The 26,149-nt window shown below is 42.9% G+C and carries 19 protein-coding genes; 8 read left to right on the top strand and 11 right to left on the bottom strand.

Annotated features, from left to right (window positions below; translation table 11 throughout):
• The first annotated feature begins 127 nt into the window (after nt 1–127).
• Nucleotides 128–1,066, top strand: coding sequence for a prolyl aminopeptidase (gene pip, locus HWQ43_RS20770; protein ID WP_292737576.1), 939 nt, complete (start codon nt 128–130; stop codon nt 1,064–1,066).
• A gap of 267 nt (nt 1,067–1,333) precedes the next feature.
• Here pip and HWQ43_RS20765 read toward each other — a convergent pair whose 3' ends face one another.
• The gene (locus tag HWQ43_RS20765) at nt 1,334–1,642 is read right to left on the bottom strand and encodes a hypothetical protein (protein WP_292737574.1); all 309 of its coding nucleotides are present in this window, start codon (nt 1,640–1,642) and stop codon (nt 1,334–1,336) included.
• Nucleotides 1,643–1,894: 252 nt separating this feature from the next.
• On the opposite strand from HWQ43_RS20765, the gene HWQ43_RS20760 reads away from it, so the two are divergent.
• On the top strand, nt 1,895–2,536 hold the full coding sequence (locus tag HWQ43_RS20760) for a DUF4232 domain-containing protein (RefSeq protein WP_292737572.1): 642 nt from the start codon (nt 1,895–1,897) through the stop codon (nt 2,534–2,536).
• Between the two features lie 101 nt (nt 2,537–2,637).
• The gene (locus HWQ43_RS20755; RefSeq protein WP_292737571.1) at nt 2,638–3,432 is read left to right on the top strand and encodes a GH25 family lysozyme; all 795 of its coding nucleotides are present in this window, start codon (nt 2,638–2,640) and stop codon (nt 3,430–3,432) included.
• A gap of 111 nt (nt 3,433–3,543) precedes the next feature.
• Here the strand turns inward: HWQ43_RS20755 and HWQ43_RS20750 are convergent, their stop codons facing one another.
• From HWQ43_RS20750 to ahcY, 3 genes are all read right to left on the bottom strand, one after another.
• Entirely contained in the window at nt 3,544–3,981 is a 438-nt protein-coding gene (locus tag HWQ43_RS20750) for an NUDIX hydrolase (protein ID WP_292737569.1), read from the bottom strand.
• A 523-nt stretch (nt 3,982–4,504) separates the two neighbouring features.
• The gene (locus HWQ43_RS20745; protein ID WP_292737567.1) at nt 4,505–5,179 is read right to left on the bottom strand and encodes a type 1 glutamine amidotransferase domain-containing protein; all 675 of its coding nucleotides are present in this window, start codon (nt 5,177–5,179) and stop codon (nt 4,505–4,507) included.
• Nucleotides 5,180–5,519: 340 nt separating this feature from the next.
• On the bottom strand, nt 5,520–6,797 hold the full coding sequence (gene ahcY, locus HWQ43_RS20740) for an adenosylhomocysteinase (protein WP_292737565.1): 1,278 nt from the start codon (nt 6,795–6,797) through the stop codon (nt 5,520–5,522).
• A 392-nt stretch (nt 6,798–7,189) separates the two neighbouring features.
• On the opposite strand from ahcY, the gene HWQ43_RS20735 reads away from it, so the two are divergent.
• The 3 genes from HWQ43_RS20735 (at nt 7,190) to HWQ43_RS20725 (ending at nt 13,526) form a co-directional block, all read left to right on the top strand.
• The gene (locus HWQ43_RS20735; RefSeq protein WP_292737563.1) at nt 7,190–8,836 is read left to right on the top strand and encodes a mechanosensitive ion channel family protein; all 1,647 of its coding nucleotides are present in this window, start codon (nt 7,190–7,192) and stop codon (nt 8,834–8,836) included.
• Nucleotides 8,837–9,347: 511 nt separating this feature from the next.
• On the top strand, nt 9,348–12,662 hold the full coding sequence (locus HWQ43_RS20730; protein WP_292737561.1) for an efflux RND transporter permease subunit: 3,315 nt from the start codon (nt 9,348–9,350) through the stop codon (nt 12,660–12,662).
• A gap of 426 nt (nt 12,663–13,088) precedes the next feature.
• On the top strand, nt 13,089–13,526 hold the full coding sequence (locus HWQ43_RS20725) for a hypothetical protein (RefSeq protein WP_292737559.1): 438 nt from the start codon (nt 13,089–13,091) through the stop codon (nt 13,524–13,526).
• A 302-nt stretch (nt 13,527–13,828) separates the two neighbouring features.
• Here HWQ43_RS20725 and HWQ43_RS20720 read toward each other — a convergent pair whose 3' ends face one another.
• Entirely contained in the window at nt 13,829–14,497 is a 669-nt protein-coding gene (locus tag HWQ43_RS20720; protein ID WP_292737557.1) for an HAD family hydrolase, read from the bottom strand.
• 386 nt (nt 14,498–14,883) lie between these two features.
• On the opposite strand from HWQ43_RS20720, the gene HWQ43_RS20715 reads away from it, so the two are divergent.
• On the top strand, nt 14,884–15,498 hold the full coding sequence (locus HWQ43_RS20715; protein ID WP_292737555.1) for a Uma2 family endonuclease: 615 nt from the start codon (nt 14,884–14,886) through the stop codon (nt 15,496–15,498).
• 79 nt (nt 15,499–15,577) lie between these two features.
• Here HWQ43_RS20715 and HWQ43_RS20710 read toward each other — a convergent pair whose 3' ends face one another.
• Nucleotides 15,578–19,069: a hypothetical protein gene (locus HWQ43_RS20710; RefSeq protein WP_292737553.1), complete on the bottom strand. Its 3,492-nt coding sequence runs from the start codon at nt 19,067–19,069 to the stop codon at nt 15,578–15,580.
• Nucleotides 19,070–19,352: 283 nt separating this feature from the next.
• Between HWQ43_RS20710 and HWQ43_RS20705 the strand changes: the two genes are divergently transcribed.
• Nucleotides 19,353–19,649, top strand: a complete 297-nt coding sequence (locus HWQ43_RS20705) for a hypothetical protein (protein ID WP_292737552.1) — start codon at nt 19,353–19,355, stop codon at nt 19,647–19,649.
• Between the two features lie 152 nt (nt 19,650–19,801).
• Here HWQ43_RS20705 and HWQ43_RS20700 read toward each other — a convergent pair whose 3' ends face one another.
• The 5 genes from HWQ43_RS20700 to HWQ43_RS20680 form a co-directional block, all read right to left on the bottom strand.
• Nucleotides 19,802–21,106 carry a P-loop NTPase fold protein gene (locus HWQ43_RS20700; RefSeq protein ID WP_292737550.1) on the bottom strand — a complete coding sequence of 435 codons (1,305 nt, stop codon included), beginning with the start codon at nt 21,104–21,106 and terminating at the stop codon, nt 19,802–19,804.
• A 256-nt stretch (nt 21,107–21,362) separates the two neighbouring features.
• A complete protein-coding gene (locus HWQ43_RS20695; RefSeq protein WP_292737547.1) occupies nt 21,363–22,718 on the bottom strand; it encodes a heterodisulfide reductase-related iron-sulfur binding cluster in 1,356 nt (451 codons plus the stop codon).
• 90 nt (nt 22,719–22,808) lie between these two features.
• Nucleotides 22,809–24,167 (bottom strand): FAD-binding oxidoreductase, encoded by a 1,359-nt coding sequence (locus HWQ43_RS20690; protein ID WP_292737544.1) that lies wholly within the window; start codon nt 24,165–24,167, stop codon nt 22,809–22,811.
• Between the two features lie 780 nt (nt 24,168–24,947).
• Entirely contained in the window at nt 24,948–25,514 is a 567-nt protein-coding gene (gene ssuE / locus HWQ43_RS20685) for an NADPH-dependent FMN reductase (RefSeq protein ID WP_292737541.1), read from the bottom strand.
• A complete protein-coding gene (locus HWQ43_RS20680; protein WP_292737540.1) occupies nt 25,511–26,149 on the bottom strand; it encodes a carbonic anhydrase in 639 nt (212 codons plus the stop codon). The genes ssuE and HWQ43_RS20680 overlap by 4 nt, the downstream gene beginning before the upstream one ends.

The following is a 26,149-nucleotide window of genomic DNA, read 5'->3' as shown; positions in this document are numbered from 1 at the left end:
GATTTAGGGTGAGGGCTTTTGGCAATTTTTAGATGAAAGGGCGGTTAAAAGCCACATTTTACAGAAGCGAAGTTGTTACACCAAGACATAGCGATCGCATGACAACATTACTGATAAAATATCGAAAATGCGAGAACTTTACCCAGCGATCAAGCCTTACTTAGAAGGTAGTTTACAGGTTTGTGACCTTCATACTATCCATTTTGAAGAGTCAGGAAACCCGCAAGGTCAACCCATCGTTTTGCTGCATGGGGGCCCTGGTGGTGGATGTCCAGCTTTTTATCGGCAATATTTCCACCCAGAAAAATGGCGGTTAGTCATGTTTGACCAGCGCGGTTGTGGTCAAAGTACGCCCCATGCAGAATTACGAGAAAACACCACTTGGGATTTAGTCAGTGATATCGAAAAACTGCGCCAACATTTAGGTATAGAAAAGTGGGCGGTTTTTGGTGGTAGTTGGGGTAGCACTTTATCATTAGCCTACAGTCAAACCCATCCCTCTCGATGCACAGGATTAATTCTGCGTGGGATCTTTATGCTGAGACAAAAAGAGTTACACTGGTTCTACCAAGAGGGTGCTAGCTATATTTTTCCTGATGCTTGGGAAGAATATCTCAAACCAATTCCCATAGATGAACGTGATGATTTAATCGCAGCATATTACAAACGCTTGACCAATCCAGATTTAGAAATTCAATTAACAGCAGCGCGTGCTTGGTCAATTTGGGAAGGTAGTACTAGTAGACTTTTCTTAGACCCAGAACTGATGCAAAAGTTTGGCGAGAGTGAATTTGCTTCAGCTTTCGCACGGATTGAATGCCATTACTTTATGAATAAGGGATTTTTGGAAACAGAAGATCAATTACTCTTAAATGTAGACCGTATCCGCCATATTCCGGCTGTAATTGTTCAGGGGCGCTATGATGTAGTTTGCCCAATGATATCAGCTTGGGAATTACATCGAGCTTGGCCAGAAGCAGAATTTATAGTGGTTCCTGATGCCGGACATTCAATGAGTGAACCAGGAATTTGCAGTGCTTTGATTGAGGCAACAGATAATATTTAATTCGGTTGAATATTTAGCCTGTGGGACGGGAGAGTTCGCTAAAGGAGTGGATGTAATACCAATTTCATGTGAAGCTGCACTAAATGAGTAAGTCTCTATTCTTGGCGCTCTTGGCGTACTTGGCGGTTCGTTTAATATTCTGTGCATCTTCATACAGAATTGGTATAAGACAAACTCACGACAAGAAATCCTTAGCAAAATGCGAAGGGATTATGCAGCAATAGGGTTCAGTTAACGCCAAAAACCTTAAACTGTGTAGCGACTGTTTTAGTGTACTTGATTGCGGTGCGGCAAAGTTTGAAGTACTCCAACACGACTTCGGAGTACCTCAACACGACTTTGGAGTACCTCAACACGATTTTGGAGTACCTCAACACGACTTCGGAGTACCTCAACACGACTTTGGAGTACCTCAACACGACTTTGGAGTACCTCAACACGACTTCGGAGTACCTCAACACGATTTTGGAGTACCTCAACACGATTTTGGAGTACCTCAACACGACTTCGGAGTACTTCAACACGACTTCGGAGTACTTCAACATGACTTCGAGGTATCTGTTGCTTATATAGCAAAATAGCTGAAGAAGACAGGTTTTACCCCACCCTAACCCTCCCCTTGTGAAGGGGAGGGAACCGGAAATCTCATTTCCCCCCTTTATAAGGGGGGATTAAGGGGGGTGATACGACTTGTGTATACACCGTAGCCTTAGAAAGTACTTTCACTTCGGATACTGGCTCCCTTCAAATTAGCTTCGATTGTAAATTTGGAAACTTACAATGTATATGAAGCATCAGTGTAAGTAGTTCACTACAAAAAAAGAAGATATGCGAATTCTAATTGTGGAAAGCAGTATGTTGTTGCTCCTAACCGCGATGACAACTGGTTGTGTCGGTTCTTCCTCTGTTACAAAACAGCCGCAAGCCTTGCCAGCAAGCACTGAGCAGCCGACGAAAGAAGCTGTGTTAAACTCAACACCTACACCGACTGCAAAACCTATAGAGCATTCTACCCCTGAAGCCACTACTGCCACAAATCCGACGCGCTGTGAAACTAGTCAATTGTCAGTGCGCCGAGTCTCCGAAGATGCTGGCGTTGGGAATGTTGCACTTACCTACGCCTTTACCAATAACGCCTCATCCCCTTGCACCCTCAACGGTTATCCGGGATTGGGACTACTGGATGCAAAAGATCAACCTTTGCAGGGGATTAAAGTTATTCGCTCCCAGGATACTTACTTTTCGAGTAAGCAACCTCGACAACAAGTAACTCTAGCTCCTGGAAAACAAGCCTCATTTCAGATAGCTTACAACCACATTAGTTCTCCAGATCAAAACTGCCCAATGTCTAGTAAAATTCAAATCACACCTCCAAATGCTTACGAGCACTTTACCCTTACAGAACAAATCAAGCCTTGTACAGGCAAAGTTAGAGTGACTCCAGTACGAGCCGTTAACACTCAACCTTAGTAAATTTCTGTAATTTACTCAAATACCCAGAAAAAGCATAAATTTAATCAAAGCCTCTGATAAGTTCAGGATTGTACTCATCAAAAAGGTTAAAAAATTCTATGGAAGGAATTGATGTTGCCGATCAAGATGGCAGAGTCGATTGGACGGCAGTAAAAAACTCTGGTAAAACTTTTGCCTTTGTCAAAGCCACAGAAGGAGTAAGCATCAAAGATTCTGCCTTTGCTCATCATTGGCAAACCATGAAAGCTGTTGGTATTATTCGGGGTGCTTATCATTTCTTTCACCCCCATACATCTGACCCGGTTCAGCAAGCGAAGGAATTCTTAAAAACGCTGGGGAAATTAGAACCAGGAGACTTACCACCAGTTCTAGATGTAGAGGTAACTGATAAAGTAAATAGCCAAGCAGTAATTAATGCAGCGAAGTTGTGGTTAGCAGAGGTGGAAAAAGCGCTTTTACAACAAACAAAAAAACCAATCAAACCGATTATTTATACTTACCCCAATTTCTGGAAAGAAGAACTTGGCAATCCATCTGATTTTGCTAGTTATCCGTTATGGATTGCCCACTACGGAACTAGGAACCCAACTATTCCTGGTGCTTGGCAAGGACAATACTTAATCCATCAATATGAAGGTGATATATCTGGTGTAACTGGTGTTAGTGGTCGAGCCGATTTGAATAGATTTAATGGATTGCAGCTAGGAGATTCTGGGCTAAGAGTAAAACAATTACAACAGCAATTAAAAGATATTGGATTATATACTGATGCCATCGATGGGCGTTTTTCTGAGTCAGTTAAGAAGGCAATTGTTAGTTTCCAAACATCTAAGAAATTGCAGGCTGATGGAATTGTCGGTATAAAAACTTGGATAGCTTTATTATGGATTTAAGTCAGTGGGCATGAATAAACAAAGGTTTGTAGCAAGGGTTGGAGCCTTTGGCTACAAACATTTAATTGATTTTATATTGCATAATACAGTTTGATTTATTCCGGCCACTACTTAACATCGTAATGCGCAAAATTGAGATTTGACCTGGAAAAAACCTTTAAGAATTCGTTTGAGTGAATTAAACTTGATGCGCCTGATAGCTTTATTCACTTCTACCCACTGCCGTTTTCTTTTACTTGCTTCTGGATAATCTTCACTCAGCATTTCGACTGATAGTAAATACATCTTGACGCAGTAAATTTTGCCTTGCTTGCGGTACTTGTAAGTTCCCAGTTCATTTGCATCTACTTGCCCAATTATCCCTGCTTCTTCCCACGCCTCTTTGGCTGCGGAAGCAGGCGGACTCATCCCATTAGGAATATCTCCTTTCGGAATCACCCAATGTTGAAAGTCACGGGTTGTAATAAGCAAGATTTCAACTTTACCATTGTTCACTCTGTAAGGAATCACCCCAGACTGTTTAAACACTTTGCTGGCTTTTCGACTCATGTAATTTACATCCTGTACTAACTAGCTTTTTTGTACAATGCTTACTTCAAAAAGTCTAGAGCTGATACTGGATAAATTGTGGTTAACCTTAAGTTATGAAAAGATTAAATATTGCTTTTTAATTATAAACCTCGTCTAGGTTGAAACCCGTAGTTTTTCCTCATCAGGTTTTAATACTTTTCGGTTAGGGGGAAAGGGAAAGGGTTTGAATTTACCTTTACCCCAAACCCAGTAACCTTTCCCCCAGACCAAAAGAGAGATTGTTGGGTTTATCCGAAAAGTATTGCATCAGGTTTGAGATGAGTTGTCACCCACAAACGCCGCCGCTGTATTGGGACAGGTGTTAATTCGTTGTTGAAATGCCAAAACGCGGATGTTTGCCAACAAATTATTGCTCTGGTGATAATTCTGATAGAAGGAAAACCCTTAAAGCGAAGCCCACAGCTATTATCGCTGCGGGCTTCTTGAGAAGCTAATCATCGAACGGGTGATAGAGCAGATACAGGCGCAGGCATTTCAGCCGCTAGGGAGCTTCCAGGAGTTTGATCATTTTTTCTGCAACGCCTTTGGCAGAAGCGGGATTCTGTCCGGTGACGAGATTCCCGTCGGCAATGCTGAATGCCTGCCAAGGTCCAGTTTTGTGGAAGATTGCGCCTTGTTGGGTAAGAGCCGTTTCCAACTCGAAAGGCACATCGACTTTAGCGTAGTTTTCTTCTTCGTCGTTCGTAAATGAACTAATATTCTTTCCAGCGAGCAAATAAGCATCGTTACTCAGCTTGACGTTCAGCAACGATACCGGACCATGGCAAACGGCTCCAACAACCGCATTTCGCTCGTAAGTCTCTTTAACAACCTTCTTAAGTAGCGGATGTTCGGGCATATCGACCATCGGTGCCAAACCGCCAGGAACGAAGATGGCGTCATACTGACTGACGTCAACGTCTGACAGCTTCTTGGCTTTCTGCATTGAAGCCCATCCTTTTCCCACCAAAAAAGACAGATTGTCAGGGTCGTCAGCAAGATTGAGCGCATCTAGAAACGGAGTATCTCCAGTAAGACTTGCGAAGTCGATTTGGTATTTTGCTCTGTCGAATTCAGCATAAGGATGTGCGACTTCGGGCAAAAAATTACCTGTCCTTCTGTTGTGCGGACCAATGACGTAAGCGTTCGATACGATGATCAGTATCTTTTTGGACATAATAGCTCCTTTGTACGGTCGGTTACGATGTTTGGTTTCGGACAGCTTCAAAGAAGTTTCTTTACTGTTATCACCTCACGGACTTCAAGATGCGGGATGATTTCGTTCACGACGATTCTTTTGTAGTGTTCTGATTGTCTATATATCGCTTGATTTTATCAATAATTTTTCCGTATAATATCCTGATTTAGAGTATTAAACGGAATTTTTCTGTATAACACGGATGGAACAACACCTAAAGAAACTCCTTGAACTTTAAAATTCATACGCGGCGCGAAACCCAAAAAAAAGGGATAAGCCTAAAGCCTATCCCTAAAAAATTAATTAATTAATCAATGTATCAAGTTCCTGAAGTCCAAGAATTGATGTACTCAATTTGATCGGCAGTTAGACTATCAATCGTGATCCCAATAGCCTGCAATTTCAACCGCGCAATTTCTTGATCGACTTCAACAGGAATTGAGTGCAAACCAGGTTCCAACTTACCCTTATTCTTCACCAAGAATTCACAAGCCAAAGCTTGGTTGGCAAAACTCATATCCATTACTGCGCTGGGGTGTCCTTCAGCCGCAGCTAGGTTAATCAAGCGTCCTTGTCCGAGAACGACAACTGATTTACCATTTTTCAATTTATACTCTTCGGTGAAAGGACGAACTTCTTTGATTTCCTTAGCTTGGGCAGCCAAGTATTTCAAATCAAGTTCCAAGTCAAAGTGACCGGAGTTACAAACGATCGCACCATCTTTCATGACATCGAAGTGTTCGCCACGAACGACGTGCTTGTTACCAGTCACAGTGATAAATATATCACCTTGGGGTGCAGCTTCTGCCATTGGCAGAACGCGGAAGCCATCCATTACGGCTTCAATTGCCTTGATGGGGTCGATTTCGGTGACAATGACGTTAGCACCCATCCCACGGGCGCGGAGGGCTGTACCTTTACCACACCAGCCATAACCGACGACGACAATGTTTTTACCAGCCAACAAAATATTGGTGGCGCGGATAATGCCATCTAGGGTTGATTGCCCAGTACCATAGCGATTATCAAAGAAGTGCTTGGTGTCGGCGTCGTTGACGTTGACTGCGGGGAAGGTGAGAACGCCTTCTCTAAACATGGCGCGTAAGCGCACGATCCCAGTTGTGGTTTCTTCGGTGCTACCAATCAAATCAGCGATTTGGTGTTGGCGTTCTTGTATTAGAGTTGCAACCACATCGCTACCGTCATCAACAATAATGTTGGGGCGATGATCTAAAGCTATTTGGACGTGGCGGTTATAAGTTGCGTTATCTTCGCCTTTTTGAGCAAAGACGGGAATTTCATGATCGACAACGAGGCTAGCGGCTACGTCATCTTGAGTTGATAAAGGATTGCTAGCAATTAAAAGCGCGTCTGCACCACCGGCTTTCAGAGCGATCGCCAAATGTGCTGTTTCTGTTGTAATGTGGGCACAAGCTACAAGGCGTAAACCAGCGAAGGGCTTTTCGATAGCAAAGCGATCGCGGATTTGCTTCAAAACTGGCATTTCGCGTCCAGCCCATTCAATGCGCTGTCTTCCCAAGGCTGCTAGGCCGAGGTCTTTAACCTCGTGCTTTAATCGGGGAGAAGTTGCGGTCATCAAAAGTTACCTCAAAAAATTAAAAAAGCTACGTAAATTTTACGCACTCTACTAGGTTATTGTACAACTGGCGATTTTTGCTCGTATGAAAGCAAATCACTAGTCAACAGTCCTCAAAACTAGCTTGACGTTTGATTACCCTAATGTCAACTTCCTCCCCAGCTTCTTCCTTTTTGTTTTATCTTTGGTAAGAGTCATACTCTAATCAGCCTTACATGTTAATTTTCAGTATCTTGTCATCTCTCTAAAGATAGAATAGAAACAAAAAAATATGAAAATTTCATCGTCTAAAGAGAAAACCTCAACTTTAGATAGGTACATCTACCCAAAGTTATTGCGGAGGATAGCGATAGAAGTAGTCACCAGTAGATTTTATTCAAGGAGGTGTTTGAGTGCGCTTTCAATTTTTGGCGATCGCCAGTTCAATGGCTATAGGCGTTGTATCTGTGCCAAAAGCCACAGCCCAGATTCCTTTTGTACCGCAACTGCAAGCTCCCAGCAGTATTAGTAATGATTCAGATAACAGAGTTGTTTCGGGCTGGATTTATTTAGATGGCCGTCGGTTATTTCAAATAGCGGCAACAAGAACCAATTTTCCTGAGCGTTCAGAAGATATTCAAAAGAAGTTAGAGAAAATTGGCCAAAATTACTTTCAATCACCAGCAAACACACCAGTCAAGGTAGATGTTCGCAAAGTAAACGAATTACCAGTAATTTATATCAACGGTCAATATCTGATGACCGTTACTTCTGAAGATGCCGGACTGCGACAGGTAGATATATCAACATCGGCAAATCAAGTCGCCGAATCATTACAAGAAGACTTGCAACAAGCAAAGCAAGAAAGGCAAATTCAATATTTAATCGACCAAGGTAAAATTGCTGCGGGCATCGGACTGGCAATGATTGTCGTGAGTTGGGGAGTATATAGCTGGCAACGGCGTACCCAAAAGGATTTAGAAAACTCCATTGCCTCCCAACCCCAAAGGGAACTCTTCAACTACCCAAAACCAGCAGATCAAGCAATTACAACACAACTAAATCAACGGCAACAGCAACATCTCCAAGAAGCCAAGAGACGATTGTTTCAGCTCAGTCAAGCCGGAATTTGGGGAGGTGGAACCTTCTTTATTTTGGGTCTATTTCCCTATACACGAGGTTTTCAGGTAGCAATTCTCATAGCAGCCCAATTTCCTGTGCGATTAGGTGTCGTATGCTTGGCAACTTATGTAGCAATTCGTTTGACCTACGCCCTGATTGACCGCTTCGCCTCCACTCTGATTAGCAGTGGTGCTTTCCTCACAGCAGAAAGTTCTGCACGGTTGCAACTGCGAGTTTCCACATTTTCTGGTGTCACTAAAAGTATCACTACTGCTATCTGGGTAGGAGTAGGTTTCTTGATCGCGCTAGTATCTTTGGGGATAGATATCGTTCCCTTGCTAGCGGGTGCTAGTTTAGTTGGTGTTGCATTATCTCTGGCATCGCAAAACTTAATTAAAGATGCGATTAACGGTTTTTTGATCATTTTAGAAGACCAGTATGCTTTAGGCGATGTGATTAATGTGGGAAACGTGGGAGGCTTAGTAGAAAATCTGAATCTGCGGATGACCCAACTGCGGGATTCTGAAGGGCGTTTGATCACAATTCCCAATAGTGAAATTAAAATTGTTGCCAATCTTTCTAGTCGTTGGTCACGAGCCGATTTAACAATTCCCATCGCTTACCAAGCCAATACAGAAGAGGCTTTGAACTTGATTGCTACTATTGCCGATAAGATGAATCAAGAAATGCAATGGCAGAGTCAAATTTTGGAACCGCCGCAAGTTTTGGGAATAGATCAATTTGGCGATCGCGGTTTGATTATTCGTGTCTGGATTAAAACACAGCCCCTCAAACAATGGGATGTCGCACGGGAACTCCGCCGCCGCCTAAAAGTTGCCCTAGACGAAGCTGGAATTTCTATCTCTGTACCTCAACAAGCAATTTGGGTCAATGACGATCAATTGTTAAATTTTTCGAGTAATGGCAAAGATAATTAGAAATTTAGATTCATTACCGCATTTTTCAGTTGATTAGAAAGTTTGATTTTCCATTGTTCTCTCGCCTATCTCGTTCCCATACTCTGTATGGGAATGCCCCTCGTTGAGGCTCTGCCTCCAGTCTGGCATTGAGTCAGAGACTCAATGAATGCATTCCCAGTCGGAGACTGGGAACGAGAAACGAGGAAAAACGAGGAAAAACGAGGAAAGTCTTATCAAGCTAGGTTTTTAGGACTTGTGTGTACACCGTAGCTTATTAAGGGGGGAAACAAGATTTCTTGTTCCCTCCCCAATACATACGGGGAGGGTTAGGGTGGGGTAAAACTGATGCTAAAACCTCAGTTAATCAGCTATTTCAGACTTGTGTGAGTCATTAGCATAAATACATGCATTCCCATACGGAGTATAGGAAAAAGAAAATATCTAACATTAAGCCTTAATAAATCCTTATATTAATAAAAAGCTACTACGTTCCGAACCAGTCTGAAACCTTTCTTTTATTCCTTGATTTATGTTTGTCAATACCTTCATCAGACGGCCAGTGCTGACGACGGTCTGCACGTTCATCATCTTGCTGCTGGGAAGCATCTGTATACCGATTCTTCCCATTTCTCAGCTACCAGACCTTGCCCCAGTGCAAATTACTGTTAGCTCCAACAATATTGGTGCAGATGCTCAAACAACAGAAAATACTGTCACCAACATTATTGAGCGACAAATTAATGGTGTTAAAGATGTATCTTATATATCTTCTAATACGGGTAATGATGGTTCGAGCAATATAACTGTCTCGTTTCCAACTAATGTCAATAGCGATATTGCTCAAGTAAACGTTCAAAATAAAGAAGCACTGGCTTCACCTCAATTGCCAGATACTGTTCAACAAACAGGTGTGACTGTTGAAACGGCATCGAGCAGTTTGCTGCTTGTCTATGGGTTTTACTCAGAAAATAATGAGTATGACAACATTTTTATCAGCAACTATGTCGATCTGTATATTTTCGATCAGATCAAACGGCTTCCTGGTGTAGGAAGTGCCAGGGTTTTTGGGGAACGTAAATATGCCATGCGTCTCTGGCTTGATCCCAACAAGCTTGCCCAACATCAACTAACTCCGCAAGATGTGACAGCTGCCCTGCAACAACAAAATATTCAGGTGGGTGCAGGGGCGATTGGTAAGGAACCAGCACCAGATAATCAAAGCTTTGAATTTGCTTTACGGGCAACCAGTCGATTTAAAGATGCGGCTGAATTTGAGGATATGGTGCTGAAGGTAAGTCCAGCTGGCACTAATAGCACTACTAATAACCCCACTAGCAGCATTCTAGTTAAAGTCAGAGATGTCGGTCGAGTTGAACTGGGAGCAGAGAACTATCTGGCTGATGCCAAATTCACTATTCCAGGAAATGCGCCCAAGGCAGCCGTGGGTTTGGGGATATATCAACTTCCTGGTAGTAATGCCCTCAAGGTTGCTCATGCTGTTGAAGAACAGATCGAGATACTAAAGAAAAATTTTCCACCTGGACTCAAAGCAGAGTTGGCATTTGATACCACTCCGTTTGTAGAAATTTCTTTAGAAGAAGTTCTGCACACTCTGGTTGAGGCAATTATCCTAGTGGTCTTGGTAATTTTTGTCTTTTTACAAGACTGGCGTACTACGATCATTCCGACTGTAGCGATCCCCGTTTCCTTGATTGGGACGTGTGCGGCTCTGTTGGTTTTAGGATTTCAAATTAATACACTCACCTTATTTGGTTTTGTTCTCGCGATCGGGATCGTCGTGGATGATGCCATTATTGTGGTTGAGGCAGTTGCAGTCAAACTAGAGCAGGGTATGAGACCCTTTGAGGCCGCTGTCGAAGCCATGAAGGAGTTAACTGGGGCAATCATTGCCACTTCACTTGTACTCATGGCGGTATTTATTCCAGTTGCCTTCATTCCGGGTACGACAGGGATTGTTTACAAACAATTTGCGTTAACCGTTGCTTGCTCCATTGCCATTTCCACCTTCAACGCCTTAACCTTCTCTCCGAGTATGGCAGCCATTCTCATGCGCCCTGCTCAGACTCCACGGGGGCCTTTGGGGTGGTTTTTTACGCAATTTAATCGGGGATTTAGCTGGTTCACGCGGCGATATGTCGGGTTTGTTAGCTACCTTACCCATGTCAAGCCGATTGTAATTGGGGTTTTTGCCACTGGTTTATTAGCAACGGTTTTGATGTACAGAGCAGTGCCTACCGGATTTATTCCAGAGGAAGATCAGGGTTACTTTTTTGTAATTGTCCAGGGGCCTGACGGGGTTTCTTTGAAATACACCGAATCTGTGATGGACAAGGTGGTCAAAGAAGTCACATCGGCTCCCGAAGTTAGAGCTAGTTTTATGATCAGTGGCTTTGGTTTCGATGGCAATGCTTCTAATTTAGGCATTGCCTTTGCTAACCTGAAACCCTGGAAAGAGAGAACTGAAGAATCTCAATCTGTTTATGGCATACTTCAGAGACTGAACAAAAAGCTCTCTACAATTACAGAAGCCAGAGCGATCGCAGTAAATGCTCCTCCAGTGAGAGGATTAAGTACTACGGGTGGTTTTGAGTTTATCATTCAAGACAAAACCGGCAGTGCGCCGATTGAAACCTTAATTGAGGCTGCTCAAAAAGTGATTGGGGCGGCACGTACAAATCCTGCTCTCCAAGGAGTCTTCACTCAGTTCACCGCAGATACTCCCCAATTTGATATTCAGGTAAACCGCAACCAAGCCAAAGCTCTCAATGTCGAAATTAACGACATCTTTGGGGCGTTGCAAACTTACTTGGGGTCGCAATATGTGAATAACTTCGTGCAGGGACAGCGACAGTATCGGGTATATGTCCAAGCAGACGGGGTGTTCCGCTCGAATCCAGATGATATTGGCAAGCTTTATGTTCGCTCTGCCAGTGGGGCAATGATTCCGTTGAGCAGTTTGGTGAAAATTACTCCCTTCGTGGGGCCGAAAACCATCGCCCATTACAACTTGTACAGGTCAATCAAAGTACAGGGCGCTCCGGCTCCTGGTGCTAGTTCTGGACAGGCAATTAAGGCGATGGAGCAAATAGCAGCAGAAAACTTACCTCAAGGTTTTGGTTATGAGTGGACAGGCACTTATCTCCAAGAGAAAACATCTGGGGGAGCTACAGGCTTGATTTTTGGTTTAGCGATCGTTATTGTCTTTCTGGTGCTGGCGGCTCAGTATGAAAGCTACATTGACCCAATTATTATTTTGCTGACAGTTCCCCTAGCAGTCTTGGGAGCAATGACAGCGATTTGGCTACGTTCCAATATTTTCATGGCAGGTAGCCTCTTCCCCAAAGTGGTGGATGATATCTATTGCCAGGTAGGTTTGGTAACTTTGATTGGTCTAGCTGCCAAGAACGCGATTCTAGTCGTGGAATTTGCCAATCAACTGCACGAGCAGGGCATGAGCTACACAAGGGCGGCGGTGAAAGCGGGGCAAGAACGTTTGCGACCGATCTTAATGACATCCTTTGCCGCACTGTTAGGATTTTTGCCTCTGGTGATTTCTCAAGGGGCTGGAGCCAGCAGCCGTTGGTCTTTAGGAACAGCCCTGTTTGGGGGGCTGATGCTTTCGACGTTCTTGAGTTTGTTCTTAGTACCAATTTTGTATATTTTGGTTAAAAGCTTGGCTCAGGCTATATTACCTGGGAAGCGAGGAGGTTCAAATCCTCCAGATTCTCCAAATGGAGCTTCGGGAACTAGACATGAAGTTCTACCTGCTGGCTCAAGTCAGCCAGAGACGCAACTTAGGTCTCAGGAGGATGGGATAACCTAAGTTTTGTCTTTAAGTCTGCTAGCAAAGTGCAGAGTAACCCCCTTGTCAAGACGTGATATTAAGTTCATTCACTTACCGTTACTCACCGCGTCACCCCACCCCGGTTTTGTCTAAAGCCAAAACCGTGTATACACAAGTTGAATTACCCCCCTTAATCCCCCCGATGCATTGGGGGGAAACAAGAGATTCTAGTTCCCTCCCCTTGTAAAGGGGAGGGTTAGGGTGGGGTAAAGCGTATGTGGGGCAAGCCTTTGAGCTTAAATTGACACCAATGGTCATTTCCCCCTGCCTCTTCTGAACTATGCAGCCTAAAAGCGTATCAGTTTATCCACAACATTCTCTAACTCTGATACCATTTTCTGTAATTTCCTGCTTGCTAAAAAAATTAGTCGAATAGAATTAAGTACTTAGATAAGGAAGAGTGAAATGGGACTTAGCGACGGACTTTTGAACCCGACCAAAAAGGCTATGGTCATAGAGGACTGTTGCAATATGATCGAAGGACAGCTTGCATCCAAGTCAGGGATGAGCGGCATCGCTTTGAAAACTGCATTCGCCGCCCTGAAAGGGGTTAAGCCAGGGTATATTCCCTATGTGGTTGAGCAGATTTTGCCGCAATGCTTTACAGCTCTCGATCCTATCTGGAGTCAAGGCGTAGAGAAAGGCAACCCAGTTGAATATCTGAGTGCGAATCGTTCTAATACAGCAGACGCACTACTGAGTGTTACTGATGCGAGAGTCAAGAACTCAAACCGCCAAATCGTGCGAGGAACCTATGAAAAACTTCGCGGTTCAGCCAAAAAGCACGTAGAAGAAGCAGTGCCAGATTTAGCCAAGGTAATCAAGAATTACACTAAGGCTTGAGCCAGAACAGAAGAATCACAATCAACGTATGCCGCCGTTCGATGCGTCGGTGGCTGGCATACGGGGCAAATATTAAATTGGCGAAAGTGCGTAAGCTGTTGCGCAGCGTCTCGTAGAGAGGCGGCTTGTCGCCAGACATCGCCTCAAAACTTCACCAACTCCAAATCAAGTTCCGCCTATTGGATAGCTCCTTCTTTTAAGTATTCTCTGAGATTGATTAAGGCTTTTTGATTAGTATAATATTGCACAGCTTCGTTAATGAATCGATTGCGATCGCATACCCTTCTTCCTTCTTTTAATATTTAAGCATTTGCGCCCAGAATAGAAGAGTCATAGTGCTGTAGCAAATCTTCTGGATCGTTGTAAATTGCGATCGCTCCCGATAGTTGTTCATCGCTAAAGCCACCGCAGCGCAAACCAATCACAGCTACCCCTGCTTTGCCAGCAGACTCAATATCGTAGGGCGAATCACCTAGCATCACTACTTTATCCGGTGTCATTTGCCCTTTGTTCAAGGCAGCTTCTACAATGTCAGGAGCAGGTTTAGATGCTTCGGCATCATCGGATGTAGTGACTTCCGTTAGCAAATCATCTACTTGGGCAATTTTGAGCATGGTATCGAGTTCTTCAGAACTGGCTGAACTAGCGACAACCAGATGTAATCCTGATTCTTGCATCTTTAATATTAAGTTTCTGCTCCCATTGGCAGCAGTGATTTGTGGTATATATTTGTCAAATAATAGTTTTTTGCGTAGTTGAGCGATCGCTTTGCCAGTTCCTTCTTCACCATTTAATTCTGGCACTACTTTGGGAATCAGTTGATCTCCACCCATACCCATAAGTGGTCTAACTGTTTCAAATGGCACTTCCAAATCATAAGCTGCAAATGCTTCCACCCAGGTATTTGCATGAGCATCATTACTTAAAACCAGTGTGCCATCAATATCTAAAATCACCCCTTCTAATGCCATGAAAAACCTCGGCTGACGTTTTGTTTCATAGCTGATGATTGCATGGCAAATAATTTACTTCATCGTCCTAACAGAAGAGAAGGGGGTTAGAGAAGAGATGGCGATCGCTTATAATTCAATACGCTTGGGTTAAGCATTTCTTCCTTTCTTATCTTTGCGTCCTTCTCTAACGAGACGCTACGCGATGGCGTTCTTGGCGGTTCGTTAAAAAAAGAGTTTTAGCCTTGACCCAAGAGTATTGGCTTATAATTATCTGCAATTGCGATCGCGTTCGAGACGCTTAGGCGATCGCACAGTGCCAGAGGCGAACGCTAAGAAAGCTTGTAGAATTTGTTAGTTAATAGGGTAAGCATCATTTACCGAATCCCTATTGGTAAGAGATCAAGATGGTACAAACACCCGCTAGTCCAGAAACCGAAACCCTATTGATTGAGTTGCCTAAGTCGATTGGGTTGTATGTTACCCAAGAACAGTTTGCTGCTTTAGCTGCAGCCAACCGAGACTTGAGACTGGAAAGAACCGCACAAGGAGAATTAATAGCGAACCCACCAACAGGCTGGGAAACTGGAGAGCGAAATAGCAGTATTTCGGGAGAATTGTATTTGTGGTGGCGTAATGCGGGCGAACCTGGTGAAGCCTTTGACTCTTCTACAGGCTTCATTTTACCCAATGGTGCGACTCGCTCCCCCGATGCTTCTTGGGTGAGTAGAGAACGATGGCAGGCGCTTACTTCGGCACAAAAAGGAACGTTTGCTAATATCTGCCCCGATTTTGTGGTTGAGTTACGCTCTAGTTCAGATACCCTCAAGTCCCTGCAAGATAAATTGAAGGAGTATATCGACAATGGCGCTAAACTTGGTTGGTTAATCGATCCGCAGCAGCGACGGGTGGAAATTTATCGACTGGCTAAGGATGTGGAAGTGTTGGAGAATCCTGCTGAGTTGTCGGGTGAAGCGGTGTTGCCGGGTTTTGTCTTGAATTTGCGACGGGTGTGGGATTGAAAGCATCTTGCTCGCTACGCGTTAATTAATGCGTAGCTTGCTTCTCGCTGGAGGCGAATTACGAATTACGAATTACGAATTACTTAATATCATCGCAGAGACGCTTGTCACTCTCACCCAAATTCGAGTTATTCTGCAAATAATCATGCAGCCAATTGCAACCCCGCACCAACAACCGGTCTAAATTATCCACAGGCCACAACCGCGCTGTCTTGTCAGATGATGCCGTGGCGATGGTCTTGCCGTCCGGGCTGAAACTCACACTTGTGACTATGCCTTGATGCCCTTTGAATTCTTGTAGCAGTTGCCCGTTGAGCGTCCACAACCGCGCTGTCTTGTCATAAGATGCCGTGGCGATGGTTTTGCCGTCCGGGCTGAAACTCACACTTGTGACTATGCCTTGATGCCCTTTGAATTCTTGTAGCAGTTGCCCGTTGAGCGTCCACAACCGCGCTGTCTTGTCATAAGATGCCGTGGCGATGGTTTTGCCGTCCGGGCTGAAACTCACACTTGTGACTATGCCTTGATGCCCTTTGAATTCTTGTAGCAGTTGCCCGTTGAGCGTCCACAACCGCGCTGTCTTGTCATAAGATGCCGTGGCGATGGTTTTGCCATCCGGGCTGAAACTCACACTATGGACTATGTCTTGATGCCCTTGAAACTGGTTACGTTCTTTAATTTTATTGAGAATACTATCCAAAGCAAAAATAGGGCTGATAGCTGGATATTTTTCTAAAGGGCGACCATCTTTTACCAAAGTTTTTAACTCTTTCCCACTGTGCATTACTGCCACTAGCGATTCTAACTCGCCAGCATACTCAAACTGTCTTAAAGCATTAACACCTGCCCGTTCTAATTCCGTTCCTTTTAGTGCTTCTTTACCTGCTGCTTCTGCTTCTTCTGTTGCTTTCTGTGCTTGTGCAAGTTTTGCTTCCGCTTGTTCGAGAGTGGTTTGGACTCGTTGTAATTTTACCTCAACAGTTTTTATTTCTTCCGTTGCCGTTTTAATTTTTTCCTCTGCTTGCAAGCGTTGTTCTCGTTCTCTATTTAGTTCTGCTAATATTCCATTATCTTGTTGTTGGCGAATAAACGACACAAGGTAATCATGCACCAGTTGATAACGGTCAGCCGGCGATTCTGGTAACAGCAACACTAACCTCGATGCCACAAAAATCTCTAACACCAAATCTAGTTTATCGGCTTCTACTACCAAATCTGCGGCTAACTCAGCGCGAGTCTTGAGGGGACGAGTCCCATTTTCATCTGTGAGTAAATATAAAACCAGTCGAGCAACCTGTTCATTCTCCGCGCCACAATCATGGATGACTTCTTCTAAAAATCGTTCAACCAGTTTTTCTTTTGTACCAAATTGACGGTACTTATCTAAAGTTGTAATTTTCTCAGTTTGCAGTTGCATCCCCACAATTTGTAACTCAATTGGGCGAACCTCCCCCAACTCCCCTGCTAAATCGCGCACTAATTCATCAATCAGTGCAGGCTCTAAATAAAAGTGAGAACGTTCTGTTAAACTCTGCACAACAGCCATAGCATCGGCTGGCAAAAAATTACCCAAATGATAGCGAATATTTTTATCGAGAATATTATTATTAATTGCAGTCAAATTAAATAGACGATCTAATTCTAATAAATAATGTAAATAATCTTCCCGCAAAGACAGAATTACCTTAACAAAAGGAATATCTAGACAAACTCGCAAAAACTCATAAAATGCTCGTCGTTGACTTTGGTCTGGATAAACAAAGAAAAACTCCTCAAACTGGTCAAACATTAAAACTGTCAACAAATTTCGGTCAGCATTTCTCCGTAATTGTTCTAAAATAGCTGCTGAAGAATCAAGATTAGCAAATAATTGATTCCCTCTGACTTCCTCAAAAGCCTTAGCCAAACTCTGCCCCAACATCCCCACCCAATCTGTATAAACTCGCAACAAAACAGGTAAAGCATCTCGCTCACCAATTGCTTCCTGTTGCAACGCCGGGATTAATCCACCCTGCAAAATCGAGCTTTTACCCACTCCTGACTGACCATGAATTACAGTCAGTTTATGCTCAGTCCCGCCAATTCTTTCTTGCAAACGTTTAACATCTTGTCCCCGACCAGAAGCAGCAATTTCTTGAGCAATGGTTTCAGGATTTTCTACTTGCAACTGTGCAGAATTAATTGCCTGTCGCTGCGGGTTGAGATAAGATGCACCAACAAAAGCACGAAAACCATACTGTTGTTCAATTTGTAATTGTTCTTGCTTAATATTAAAAGCTTTCAGATATTCACCTTGTTCAAAGTAAAGTGAGCGTAACCTTTCTAATAGAGATATATATAATTGCGGGTTATACTGATGATTAATTTCAGCTTTAGCAGCTTTTAAACTATTAATTGCTGGTTCAAATTGACCTAAACCCTGTTGAGATTTAGCTAAAATAAACCGATACCAACTAAATTTATTTGATTGTAAATTAGGTATCTCAGCTAATATTTGTAATGCTTGCCCTGCGAGTTGATGAGCTTCATCCCAATGTGACTGTTCTAAAGCTACTTCTGCCAAAAAACCATAATCTTTAGCCAACTGCAACGGCGTGCCATAATTTTGATGTAGCGGCAGAGATTTTTCTACAAGGCTTTGCAACTCTGACCATGCTTGTAAACGTTGTAGCACTTCACCCAGCTTAGTAATATGTTTTGCAACTAAATCTGAACGTTGTGCTTGTTCAAAAATCTCAATAGCTTGCTGAAGGTAATTTTTAGACTCTTGCCAATAGCGTTGATTTTCTGTCTGATTTTTTTCAGCTTGACGGTTATAAGCTGAAGCAATATTAACGAGTAATATACCTTGTCGTTCTAAATAATTACTTTGTCGCCAGAATTCCAAGCTTTGTTGATAATGTTCTAAAGCAGAATCTATCTCGTCATGTAGATAATCATTTAAACCAAGCAAAAACTCTAAACTCGCTTGAAGTGCTGCTTCTAATCCTTCTCCTCGATTTTGTAAATCTTGACGGGCGGTTTCTAGTTCCCGGCACATTTGGGGATTGGGCGTGATGTCACCTGCAAAGATTTCATCGCTTTTTTGCTGGAGAAAGTTGACTAACTCATTAGTAGGATTTTCAAAATCAATGATAGTTGCCCAACTTTCTAAATCAGTTGCTAATCGAATCAATTTTTGCAGAACTGAATCATTAACCCACAACAATATCGGAAATGGAAAGTTCTTTCTAAACTCCTCCCGTACTTGGTTAGCTGAAGTCAGAACTGTATCAATATCTTTAACCGACTCTAAACCAAAAATCATCAATGCAGGTGGCTGCTCATCTCCCAGTTGTTCGCGTATATTTGTGTAAAGCGTTTTTACTGATGCAGGTAAAGTAATCTCACGAATGTGTACAGGAGATAATTGGCGCAGGCGTTCTACCATACACTGACGTAAATCAGCATAGTTACAGCGCAGTAAAATCAGCGAAAATTCTCCCTGAGAAAGGGTAATTGTTCGCACCAGAGTTTGCAATGAACGTTCATTGTCAAAGGCTAAATTTTCTGGCTCTCGCTGATTACTCATAACATAAATAAGTAGTTAAGCAAAATTAGATTTATTGGTAGAGATAAGGCAATACGGTTCGGTTAAGATCCCCCCGCCTACGGCGACCTCCTTAAAAAGGGGGTAAAAGAGGCTTGGAAGCCCCCCTTTTTAAGGGGGGTTGGGGGGATCTTCAAAATATGAAAATGTTAACCGAACCGTATTGAAAGATAAGGAACAGCAAACGGGGAATAGGAAAAGAATGTGTGTAACGGAAGAACAACAGACGATTTCTGCTAGTTGTAAAAAGCTGTAGTTTATCAAGATGACAACTGACACGGCTCCCGGACTTGTTGATGTAGCTCCCGCACTTGCTGATATAGCTCCCGCACTTGCTGACATAGCTCCCGCACTTGCTGACATAGCTCCCACACTTGCTGACATAGCTCCCGCACTTGCTGACATAGCTCCCGCACTTGCTGATGTAGCTCCCGCACTTGTTGATGTAGCTCCCGCACTTGCTGATGTAGCTCCCGCACTTGCTGATGTAGCTCCCGGACTTGCTGATGTAGCTCCCGCACTTGACTTTTTTTTCACGGTATCTGGAAAATCTCTCTCCTAAAAGGCTACGGTGTACACACAAGTCTGAAATAGCTGATTAATCAGTGTTTTACCCCACCCTAACCCTCCCCTTGCAAAGGGGAGGGAACAAGATTTTCCGGTTTCCCCCCAATCCATCGGGGGGATTAAGGGGGGTAAGTGTACATCGCCGATTTATAACCTAAATTCCTTAGCTTCTGCCAAAATCGGATTAATATCAAACCAAGAACCATCTTCATCACGGTATTCAAATACAAACATACTGCGGAGCAAAAGGTCGTATCTTTCATGACCTCTTAAGCTTTTCTCTTGCGCTACCTCACGCAGTAATTCCCATTCATCAGGCGTAATTGCTAAAGTTAGCTCATTGCGGCGTTGTTTAATCACTCTATCCACACACTCCCTCGACAGAGGTGGGTCTTCTTGCTGAAGACAGCGAAACAACAGCATCAACAAGTTCCGCAAATGACCACCGCTAACTAAGCACAGCCTTTTTAAAGTATCAGGACTATCAAAAACTTCGGTAATTAAATGCTGGCTTTGTTCCCAATCGACACCAGGAAAAGCCCTCGCCATGACCATCTGTTGCAGCAGCGTGATTCCTTGTGAGAATTGCGAACCATTCTGTATTTGCACCGGAACCATTGGCAAAACCTTGGGGTCTACTCCAAAGCGATTTGTTAACCTTCCTAAAGCGTTAGAAAAAATCAACACTAGGGGAATAGTATAAACAACATGACAATTTAGCTGGTTTAACTGTTCTCCCCGTTCCACAAAGAGATACTCTGGCTGGTAATGACCGGAAGGTTTCTGAGAATTATCCACTCTGTCGAGATTATCTATAATTACCACCAGTCCTTTTTTGCCTTGCTGCTTGAGTTTTTCTCTAGCAGGCTTGAGCAACTCTTTGTTAATTGATTCTAAAATGCCATTAGTGCGCGGTTCTAAATATTGCCGTAACTGACTGCGAAGTTTAGGACTGTCTTTAGTTTTAGCAGTAATTTTGGCAATACCTACAGATAATTCAGCCTCAACCCCAATATCTAACGGCGTTTGCAAAAACTCAGAAATTTCCGTAAACAGATTTTTAAAGTATCCTGGTTTGAGGTTAATCTTGATTGCTTCTAGACTTTGACTCACCTCACGAGCTACTGCTAATAAAATATCTGTAACATCAATATCAGCCATATCCAGGCTTTGGCTAGACTCGAAATAAACCACATGAAACCCCTGCTGCTCTAACTCTGCCTTTAGCCGCAGTAATTCAGTGGACTTGCCACAACCGATATGTCCAGTAAACAATTGACAAGTGGGTTGCTCAGGTGAAAGGCGGGTGATAGTCCGTCCTAATTCTTCAATAATCTTGGCACCACGCACTTTAGAGAAATCGATATAATATTGTCTATCCTCCGGTTTGCTCACAATCAGAGTTTTACTGGGGTTGCAAGCTTGAAAAAATCTAACTAAATCTAGTTTCATCACAAATCACCCGAAATCAGCCTGACGCTCTTGCCCATTTCAGTGATTATACAGACGATAAAGCGGCTATTTCGGAAAAAAGTCTATAAGTCGAATTACCCACCTTAATCCCCCCGATGCATTGGGGGGAAAAAGAAATCTATCTAGTTCCCTCCCCTTTACAAGGGGAGGGTTAGGGTGGGGTAAAGCATCTCCGGGACATTCTGCCTTTACCAAGAGAGGACAAAAGTAAATGCACAACGCAGCTAGCAAACCTCTACAATTTCAACTTCTCACCGCGAATCGAATAATCTAACAACTCCATCGGGTGAATAACTGAAATCTTCTTACCTTGCGACTGCAAATGCTTAGTAATTTGCAAAGTACACCCAGGATTAGCAGAAGCAATTAACTCAGCACCAGTATTCAACAAATTTTCTACTTTTTGTCGACCCAATTCTTCAGAAACTTCTGGTTGCAGCATATTATAAACCCCAGCACTGCCACAACATAAAGCTGCATCTATTGGTTCTCTCAACTTCACCCCTGGAATTTGCCGCAATATCTGACGCGGTTGGACGCTAATCTTTTGCCCATGCAATAAATGGCAAGCATCTTGATAAACTAAATTCAAGGGTTTATCAGTCAGTGGTGAAAGTTTCGCTGTTAATCCAACAGTTGCCAAAAACTCTTGAGCATCTTTAACCTTAGCCGCAAAATCCTTGGCCTTTTCCCGATATTCTGGGTCATCTTCTAAAATGTGACCGTATTCTTTCAAAGTATGACCGCAACCAGCAGCATTGATAATTACAAAATCGACATCCGTCTTAGCAAAACTATCAATCATCTGCCTTGCTAAAGCTTTCGCCTGTTCTGTTTGTCCTTGGTGTTCGGGAAGTGCGGCACAACAACCTTGAGATTTGGGAATCACAACTTCACAACCATTTGCCGTTAAAACGCGCACTGTCGCTTCATTCACGGGTGAGAAAAACAGCCGTTGCACACAACCCAAAATTACCCCAACGCGATACCGCTTCTCACCTTTAGCGGGAATCACACTAGGCAAATTATCTTGAAAAGATTTGAGAGTAATTTCTGGCAGAATTGATTCCATTGCTGCCAAACGGGGCGATATTTTATTTAGTAAACCTGTAGCCCGAAAGAACTTAGCCAACCCCAACTTTTGATAAACTAACAAAGGAACTAATAAAACCCGTAAAAGATTGGGATAAGGAAAAAGAGAAAATATCAGTTGACGAAAAAATTTATCTGGTAAACTGCGGGGATAATTACGTTCAACTTGATGACGAGTTGCAGAAATTAACTTGTCATACTGCACACCAGAAGGACAAGTACTCACACAAGCAAGACACCCTAAACAAGAATCAAAATGTTCTACAGTTGCCGTATTTAGAGCAATCTCACCCTCATTAATTGCATCCATTAAATAGATACGTCCTCTAGGAGAATCCATCTCCTTACCCAGCACCCGATAACTGGGACAAGTCGAAAGACAAAATCCACAATGGACACAACTATCAATTAACTTCGGGTCAGGCGGATGACTCTCATCAAACCCCTTCAAATTCTTTAAACTAGCCGTATTATTAACAGAATTTTCAGAAACTTGCATAATTAATTCTTTTCCCCTCTTCCTTTGCGTCCTTGGCGTCCTTGGCGGTAGCCTGCGGCAAGCCTCTGGCGAGTCTACGTTTTCTTAAACCTAAATTCCACCCACAAACCGACCAGGACTTAAAATATTTTTACTATCAAACTGTTCCTTAATACGGCGCATCAACGGCAAAGCATTACCCGTATAACCCCAAACATCTATTTGTTCTTTAACCCCAACTGGTGCTGACAGAATTGTTAAAAAACCTCTACTCGCTTGAGTGCGTAGGCTCAACCCGCCATAGGCATCGCTTCCAGCAAAGCCTAGCTCATCGCGGATTTTCAAAACTTGATTTTTACTCTCTAATTGTAACAAACCTAAACCACTACTAATATGAATCAAACCCAACTCCACCTGAGTCAAAATCTCCACAGCAGCAGTAGGTAACACTCCTATTTTGCAGGTAATTACCGATTCTGTAGCAGTACTATGTATTCGTTCTTGCAATCTCTGCCATAGATTAGCTTCATCATCATCGGCAAAAATTGCCCCATCTAAGCCCAACTTTTGCCCAACTTCCAAAACTCGGTTTGACTGTTCCTTAACACTCTCACTAATACTTTGAAAGCGAGCAATTAATCCCAGCCCTTCACCCAATCCTAAACTAGACACCAATTTAGCTGATAGCAAATCAGCCTGAACTGGTGTTAACGCCGAACCTCGAAGGATATTAGCCGCTTGAGATACAGCCTCAGCTTTCCCAGTTAGTACCACCGTCCCAGATGCCTCGGCTAGCGGATACAACCGAAAAGTTAGTTGACTAATAAAGCCTAATGTGCCATAAGACCCCGTAAGCAACTTCATCAAGTCATATCCGGCGACATTTTTAACTACTCTTCCTCCAGCTTTGGCAATTTGTCCATCAGCACGGACAAAGGTAATACCTAGTAACTGGTCGCGCACACTACCATAACGTTGCCGCAGAGAACCTGTATCACCTGTGGCAACAATACCGCCAATGGTGGCTGACTCTGGTGCCGTGGGGTCTAGAGCAAGAAATTGCCGCGATTTTGCCAAAAGTGCTTGCAAATCAGAGAACTTCATCCCAGCTTCTACGGTGACAGTCAAATCGCCAACGGCGTGTTCAATCAGTTGGTTGATGCGTTCTGTACTAACTACAACATCAATGCTTTTTGCTAAACCACCCCAACTAAGTTTACTGCCACTACCACAGGGAAGGACGCGCCAGTTATTTGCGTGAGCCTTGGTAATGACTGCGGCTAGCTGTTCTTGGCTGCGGGGATAGACAATACAACTGGGTGAATTTCCAGAAGCTATAGCCTGTTGGATACGTTTTTGCTGACTGAGTTCGATATTTTCCCAAAGGCAAATAGCATTTTCTTCACCGACGATAGATGCAAGTTCAGAAGCGCAGACGCCTTGCGGCCTGTCGTTAGACATCGCTTTCATTGAGTTTATTTGTTTTACGCCCTACTTCTAATTTACTGGCTAACCTGACCAAAAAAGCGCATTGCCATTAATATAAGGTGGCTTTAATATGAAAAGCGATGCCGACAACTGGTTGCGCCAACCCCAGATTGTAATTAGCGCCAAATAAAAGAAAGTTTGTTTTTCAAGCGATCGCTACTCATTTACAATAAACTTTTTACCGTAGTCTGCAACTTTAACCTTTATGGCTAATAATCTAATGATATTAAAACTGATAAATTATTAAAATTTTATTAAATGCTTCCTTAACTGTCTTAACTGTCCTTGCATTTCGAGCTTTGTTAAAGCTGAATAAAGTTATGATGTTCTTGTATTAAGAGCGATCGCGCTTTGGTTGGGTAAGGTATTAGCCTTATCCAACCTATAATTTTGAGAAACTTTACAACCACGAATGACGCGGTGGGTTGATGTTGTTCAAGAAGTAATTACCCTTTCCAAGAAAGTAGTAGATGAGTTAAATATACTCATCTACTATAGGTAGAGTTAGGAGAAAAATTGCATATTTATTATATATAATAAAATCTTCTCTGGGAACAATCATAAATTACAGTGTTGTTAATTAAATAGACTACATCCAGTTTGCAGAGAAGTTTGGGCGTAGTCTATTAATTTGAACATTGCTATAAAAGTAGAATTTCTGAGAATAAATTTATATGATTCTGATTAACTTTTAGAGAAAGGTAGCAGATGAGTAGAAATTACCCCTCTGCTACGAACAAACGGAGGTATAAACTTGATTATTTAATTGGCATGAACCAATTCTTGAGGCGCTGCGGCATCATATTCTACAGCTTTAACAAATTCCTTGAGAACGTCTTTGAGCCTTTGCTCAATTTCCTCATCTAACAGAACGCTGTTATCAGCTTGTCGTTGAACTTGTTTGTCTACCGCATAAACAGTAGCTAGGATGTGCCGCGCTCCTAATTCAGATAAGACAGGTTTTAGAGCATATTCAATTGCCAATAAATGAGCGATCGTTCCACCCAAAGCAATTGGTAAAACGGGTTTACCTGTTAATGATTTTTGTGGTAGCAAATCTAGAAATGTTTTTAGCACTCCTGTATAAGCAGCTTTGTAGATTGGGGTGGCGATAATCACACCATCTGCCTTTGCTAATAAAGCTTTTGGCTGTTCTAAAGCAGGGCTATCGTAACGTCCAAAAACTAAATCTTCGGCAGGCAAATCCCGAACTGAAATAATGTCTACATGCAAGCCTTCTTGTTGTAAAAGCTTGGCTGTGTATTCGACAAAACCATAGGTTCTAGATGGATGGGTTGGACTACCTGCGATCGCTACAATATTTGTCATTCAATTAAACTCCCAATTTCTAAAACGGGTTCAGTATGTTTTGTGGTTTTGGTCTTCATAGCTGATGCTGTGTTGACTTTCTCACTCAGACGTTTGTAAGGATGGCGCAAACTCATACTCTCTACTTCCCAGATGTAGCCATGAATAACTACATCTTGGGGAATTAAAGGAGAATTACGCAGTAATTCCACCTGCTCTGTGCAGATTTCATCTACATCGATAAACGTTTTGATCCATTTGGAAAAAACGCCTTTTGGTAGCTTTAACTCTGGCAAAGCTGGATCTACACTAACTTGATCCACATCAATACCTTGGTTATGCAATATCTCAGTGAGAAAATCTCCTGATGCTGTCATCATGCCACATTCGGTATGATTAATAACGATGATTTCTTTGGTGCCAAAAAACTGTGTAGTTAACATCGCTGACCGAATTGCATCATCTGTAACTAACCCCCCAGCATTACGGAAAATATGAGCATCTCCTTCACCAATTCCTAATGCTTTCTCCACTGGTAATCGCTCATCCATGCAAGCTAGCACCCACAAGCGTTTATTGTTAGGTATTCCCAACTGACGACGCAATACCCACGCTTCTTTTTCTGAGATTTTTTGGTCGATTTGTTGGTGCAGCAT

It is taken from the genome of Nostoc sp. JL31 (assembly GCF_017114965.1).
Classification (GTDB): Bacteria; Cyanobacteriota; Cyanobacteriia; order Cyanobacteriales; family Nostocaceae; genus Nostoc; species Nostoc punctiforme_A.
This window is presented reverse-complemented; position numbering and strand designations above follow the sequence as displayed.

Bases quoted from the DNA above. Each gene is read 5' to 3' on its own strand.
- ssuE (WP_292737541.1), bottom strand. From the start codon at position 25,514: ATGACAAATATTGTAGCGATCGCAGGTAGTCCAACCCATCCATCTAGA.
- HWQ43_RS20760 (WP_292737572.1), top strand. From the start codon at position 1,895: ATGCGAATTCTAATTGTGGAAAGCAGTATGTTGTTGCTCCTAACCGCG.
- HWQ43_RS20725 (WP_292737559.1), top strand. From the start codon at position 13,089: ATGGGACTTAGCGACGGACTTTTGAACCCGACCAAAAAGGCTATGGTC.
- HWQ43_RS20745 (WP_292737567.1), bottom strand. From the start codon at position 5,179: ATGTCCAAAAAGATACTGATCATCGTATCGAACGCTTACGTCATTGGT.
- HWQ43_RS20755 (WP_292737571.1), top strand. From the start codon at position 2,638: ATGGAAGGAATTGATGTTGCCGATCAAGATGGCAGAGTCGATTGGACG.
- HWQ43_RS20750 (WP_292737569.1), bottom strand. From the start codon at position 3,981: ATGAGTCGAAAAGCCAGCAAAGTGTTTAAACAGTCTGGGGTGATTCCT.
- HWQ43_RS20705 (WP_292737552.1), top strand. From the start codon at position 19,353: ATGACAACTGACACGGCTCCCGGACTTGTTGATGTAGCTCCCGCACTT.
- HWQ43_RS20710 (WP_292737553.1), bottom strand. From the start codon at position 19,069: ATGAGTAATCAGCGAGAGCCAGAAAATTTAGCCTTTGACAATGAACGT.
- HWQ43_RS20690 (WP_292737544.1), bottom strand. From the start codon at position 24,167: ATGAAAGCGATGTCTAACGACAGGCCGCAAGGCGTCTGCGCTTCTGAA.
- HWQ43_RS20715 (WP_292737555.1), top strand. From the start codon at position 14,884: ATGGTACAAACACCCGCTAGTCCAGAAACCGAAACCCTATTGATTGAG.
- HWQ43_RS20680 (WP_292737540.1), bottom strand. From the start codon at position 26,149: ATGCTGCACCAACAAATCGACCAAAAAATCTCAGAAAAAGAAGCGTGG.
- HWQ43_RS20730 (WP_292737561.1), top strand. From the start codon at position 9,348: ATGTTTGTCAATACCTTCATCAGACGGCCAGTGCTGACGACGGTCTGC.
- pip (WP_292737576.1), top strand. From the start codon at position 128: ATGCGAGAACTTTACCCAGCGATCAAGCCTTACTTAGAAGGTAGTTTA.
- HWQ43_RS20700 (WP_292737550.1), bottom strand. From the start codon at position 21,106: ATGAAACTAGATTTAGTTAGATTTTTTCAAGCTTGCAACCCCAGTAAA.
- HWQ43_RS20695 (WP_292737547.1), bottom strand. From the start codon at position 22,718: ATGCAAGTTTCTGAAAATTCTGTTAATAATACGGCTAGTTTAAAGAAT.
- ahcY (WP_292737565.1), bottom strand. From the start codon at position 6,797: ATGACCGCAACTTCTCCCCGATTAAAGCACGAGGTTAAAGACCTCGGC.
- HWQ43_RS20720 (WP_292737557.1), bottom strand. From the start codon at position 14,497: ATGGCATTAGAAGGGGTGATTTTAGATATTGATGGCACACTGGTTTTA.